Below are 4,865 nucleotides of genomic sequence, written 5' to 3' on the forward strand. Positions count from 1 at the left end.
CGACCGGGGGGTCAGCGGACCATGGCCTCCAGGACGCTGCGCCAGTCCTCGCCGGGCTCGGGGGCGAGCGGGCCGGCCAGGGTGTCCGCCCGGTAGTGCCAGGGGCGGCGGAGTTCCCCGTCGGCGTCGGGGGTGGCGGCGATCGGGCTGTCGGAGCCGAGCAGGCGGACCAGTTCGGCGGTGAAGTCGGCCCAGGAGACGTGTCCGCTCACCGCGTTGACGACCCGGCCGGCGGCGGGGTGGTCCGGGGTGAGGCAGGCGCCGAGGGCGCGGGCCAGGGCGGCGGAGTGCACCCAGGAGGCGCCGTGCCACTCCTCGGCGTCCGGCAGGCCGATCGGCCGGCCGGCCAGTGCGGCCTGGAAGAGGGGGCCGGTGGCGCCCCAGCGGAGCTGGTCGCGCAGGCGGTGGTGCGGACCCCAGACGATCGGGGAGCGGACGGCCACGGCCGGGCCCCGGCCGGTCGCGGCGGCCTCGAAGAGGATCCGCTCGCAGTCCAGCTTGGCCTGCCCGTACGGGGTGACGGGTGCGCTGCTGGGGCCGCCCTCGGGGACCTCGGTGCCGGCCGGGCGGCCGTACGCGTCGATGCTGCTGACGAAGACGAACGGGCCGCCCCGCCAGCCGTCGACCAGGGCGCGCATGGCGGCGAGGTCGGTGGCGTGGTCGGTGAAGGTGCAGGCGGAGTGGATGACGGCGTCGACGCCGTCGACGGCCCGGCGCAGGCTGTCGAGGTCGCCGAGGTCGCCTTCCGCCACCTCGGCACCGTTCAGCGCGGGCAGGTGCGCGGACTCCGGCCGGACCAGGACCCGGACCGGCCGGCCCTGGGCCATCAGCTCCTGGAGCACGGCCGCGCCGACCCCGCCGGTGGCACCGGTGAGCAGGACGGTGCCGGTGCGGGCGCCGGTGGTCCGCGAACGGGCACCGGCCTGGGCGAGGGCCGCGCGGCGCTCGTCCGTGCGGGTGGCGAGCAGGGCGGCGAGGGCGCGCGGGGTGCGTTGCTCCAGGATGTCGAGGCCGGTGAGCGGCACCCCGGTGCGGGTGCGCAGGCGTTCGGCGAGCTGGACGGCGACCAGGGAGTGGCCGCCGAGGGCGAAGAAGTCGCCGTCGGCGGGCGGGGTCGTGCCGAGGAGTTCGCCGAACGCCTGCCGTACGACGTCCAGCGGGCCTGCCTCCGGCGGGCCCTCCGCCGCCGCGGTGGCACCGGGCAGAACGGTGGCGCCGGGCAGCCGGTCGCGGTCGGGGGTGCCGTCGGCGTGGCGGGGCAGCCGGTCCACGAGGGAGACCGCGAGCGGCAGTTCGGCGGCCGGCAGGCGCCCGCGCAGGGCGGCCCGCAGGGCGCTGCCGCTCGGCGCGACCGGCCCACGGACCACCGCGTAGGCGAGCGGCGGGCCGTCCGGGTTCTCGACCACGGCCGCCTCGACCACCGCCGGGTCTGCCGACAGGGCTTCCACGACCGGGTGTTCGGCGGCCGTCAACCGCTCTCCGGGCAGTTCGGACAGCCGCCGTTCCGGGTCGGCGGCCACGGCGGTGAGCAGTTCGGCGAAGGCGCCGAGCAGCCGGGCGGCGGTGTCCGGGTCCAGCGCGTCCCGGTCGTGCTGCAGCAGGCAGCGCGGCTCCGGGCCGTCCTCCAGCAGCAGGGTGAGGCCGAACTTGGCCAGTCCCAGGTCGAGTTCGACGTTCTCGGTGTCGAGGCCCGGCAGCACCAGCGGGTCGACGGTCTGGACGAGGTCGCAGCTGACCGAGAGCAGTGGGGTGCCGTCAGCGCCGCGCGCGGCCGCGCCGAGCCGCTCGACCACCAGGTCGAGGGGCACCTCGTGGTGCTGCTGGGCGTCGAGCAGGGCGGTGCGGACCGGAGCGAGCAGCTCGGTGAACGACAGGTCCCCGGACGGATTCGCCCGCACGGCGAGGGTGTTGACCGCGAGCCCGACGGTCCGGCGGAACTCGGGCCGCGCCCGGTGGCCGCTGGCGCAGCCGAGGACGAGGTCGTCCTGCCCGGAGGCGATGCCCAGCGCGGCGAACGCGGCGGCCAGCACGACGGTGTACAGCGTGGCGCCGTGCCGCGCGCCGAGGACGCGCAGCTGTTCCACCACGGCGGGCTCCAGCGGGACGGCGTGCAGCGCGGCGCGGCGCTCCCGGGCGCCGGGCGGGACGGGCCGCAGCAGGGGCAGCGGCCGGGCGCCGGACAGCCTGGCCGCGAGGACGCCGGCGGCGGCCGTCAGCTCGGCCTCGCGGGCGCGTTCCTGGCGGGCGTAGTCGGCGTACGAGGGGGCCGGCGGCGGGAGCCGGTTCGGCTCGCCGTCGCGCGCCGCGCGGTACAGCTCGGCGAGGTCCGCGGTGAGGAAGCGCAACGTGCCGCCGTCCACCGCGATGTGATGGATGATCAGCAGCAGTGTGTGGTCGTCGGGGCCGTGCCGCAGGAGCAGGGACCGCAGCACCGGGCCGGTGGCGAGGTCGAACGGCCGGGCGGCCTCGGCGGCGAGCTGCTCCGGGCCGGTGGCGTCCAGGACCGGCAGCGGCACCGGGACGACCGGGTCGATCTGCTGGTACGGCTCGTCGCCCCGGCGCGGGTAGCGGGTGCGCAGGACGGCGTGCCGCTCGGTCAGGCCAGTGATCGCGGTGGCGAGGGCCGCCCGGTCGAGCGGGCCGCGCAGCCGGGTGGCGACCGGCACGTTGTAGAGGGCGCCGCCCTGGCCGAGGTGGTCCATCAGCCACATCCGCTGCTGGGCGTGCGAGAGCGGGGCGGGGCCGGTCGATTCGGCGGGGCCGGTCTGCGCTGCGGAGGTGACGGGGGCGGCGGCGCGGCGGTTGCGGGCGCGGCGCAGCAGGTCGCTCTGGTCGACGGTGGTCATCGGTCGGCTCCGGGGGTGTCGTCGGCGGCCCGCAGGGCGCGCTCCAGCAGCTCGGCCTGGGCGGCGACGGTCGGGTGCTCGAGGAAATCGGCGAGCGACAGCTCGACCCCGAGGTCCTCGCGCAGGTCGTCCACCACCCACATGGCGAGCAGCGAGTGCCCGCCCTCGGCGAGGAAGTCGGCGGACGGGTCGGTGATCGGGCGTTCCAGGGCGCGGCTCCACGCCTCGGCGACGACCTGTTCGATCGGGCCGAGTTCGGCGGCGGCGGACGGCTGTGCCCCGTCCGGTTCGTCGGCGGCCAGTGCCCGCCGGTCCACCTTTCCGCTGCCGGTCAGCGGCAGCGCGGCGAGCACCGTCCAGGCGGTGGGCACCAGGTGGGCGGGCAGCCGCTCGGCCAGAGCGGCCCGCAGTGCCTCGACGGCGGGGCGGGAGCCCTCGGCGAGGACCAGGCAGGCGGTGAGCGCGGCGTCGACCTGCCCGGCGCGGCGGACCACGACCGCCGCCTCGGCGACCTCGGGCAGCTGGAGCAGCGCGTGCTCCACCTCGCCGGGTTCGATCCGGAAGCCGCGCACCTTGACCTGGTCGTCGGTGCGCCCGTGGTACTCCAGGGAGCCGTCCGGCCGTTCGGCGACGCGGTCGCCGCTGCGGTAGGCGCGTCCGATGCCGGGCAGTTCGCGGAAGCGCTCGGCGGTCAGCTCCGGCCGGTCGAGGTAGCCGAGGGCCAGCCGGTCGCCGGCGATCCACAGTTCGCCGACGCCGCCCTCCGCCACCGGCGCGAGCCGCTCGTCCAGGACGTACGCCCGGGCGCCGCCGAACGCCCGGCCGATCGGGACGGAGCCGGCGCAGTCGGCCCGGGTGATCCGGTGCAGGGTGGTGAAGGTGGTGGCCTCGGTCGGCCCGTACGCGTTGATCAGTTCGAGCCACGGGAAGGCCTGCAGCACGGCGCCCGCGTACTCGGAGGAGAGTGCCTCGCCGCCGACGACCAGGGTGCGCAGCACGCCGAAGACCCGGGACCGCCGGGCGGCCAGGTGGTGGAAGAGCGCGGTGGTGAGGAAGGCGGTGGTGACGCCGAAGCTCTCGACGTCGCGGACCAGGTCCTCGGCGCTGGGCCGCTCGCTCGGGGAGACGGCCACGGCGGCGCCCCGGGCGAGCGGCGCCCACAGTTCGAAGGTGGTGGCGTCGAAGGAGACGGTGGAGTGGAAGAGCACCCGGTCGCGGGGGCCGAGGCCGATCGAGTCCTCGGCGGTGGCCAGGTCGGCGACGGCGCTGTGCGGGACGAGGACGCCCTTGGGGCGGCCGGTGGAGCCGGAGGTGTAGTAGAGCAGGGCGGGCGCGGCCGGGTCGGCGGCGTCGGGCGCCGTGCCGTCGGCGGCCTCGGTGCCGCGCTCGGTCAGCGCCAGGGCGCGGTCCTCGGGGAGCCCGGCGTCGGCGAGCAGTCCCTTGTCGCCGAGGACGAGCCGGACGTCCGCGTCGGCGATCATTTCGGCGATCCGCGGGCGCGGGTAGGCCGGGTCGATCGGGACGACCAGTGCGCCGGCCCGCCAGACGGCGAGCTGGGCGACGACGAATCGGGTCGAGCGGGCGCACAGCAGGGCGACGGCGCTGCCGGGGCCGATCCCCCGGTCGGCCAGGACGGCGGCCAACCGGCCTGCGGCGTCGACGAGTTCGCGGTAGGTCAGGACGGTGGAGCCGTCGGTCACGGCGAGCGCGTCGGGCCGCTGCTCGGCCTGCCGGGCGACCAGGGCGGGCAGCGGGGTGGGCAGGGCGGGCAGGGCTTCGGCGGTCCGGTCGAGCGGAGCCGCAGAGGCCACGGGGTGCGCGGACGTCACGGGGTGCGCGGAGGTCGCGGGGTGCGCGCGGTGCGCGGTGGTCATGGGTGGTTCCCTTCCGGGCGCCCCCGCCGCGGGGGCCGGGGCGCCCCGCTGTGGAGGGTCGGGCGGGGGCAGGCGGGCGCGGCCCGATCGGCCCCCCGCGCCACGACCACCCGGGCGGCGGCCCGCAGGTCGGGCGGGCGCCGCA

At 77.6% G+C, this 4,865-nt stretch carries 2 protein-coding genes; both read right to left on the reverse strand.

The genetic code is table 11. The annotated features are described in order from the left end of the window. Positions 1-11 precede the first annotated feature (11 nt). Positions 12-2,846, reverse strand: coding sequence for a condensation domain-containing protein (locus ACWGJO_RS41015; RefSeq protein ID WP_452190882.1), 2,835 nt, complete (start codon positions 2,844-2,846; stop codon positions 12-14). Further along, positions 2,843-4,720, reverse strand: a complete 1,878-nt coding sequence (locus tag ACWGJO_RS41020) for a non-ribosomal peptide synthetase (protein ID WP_452190883.1) — start codon at positions 4,718-4,720, stop codon at positions 2,843-2,845. The genes ACWGJO_RS41015 and ACWGJO_RS41020 overlap by 4 nt, the downstream gene beginning before the upstream one ends. Positions 4,721-4,865 lie beyond the last annotated feature (145 nt).

The organism is Kitasatospora sp. NPDC054795 (genome assembly GCF_053611565.1).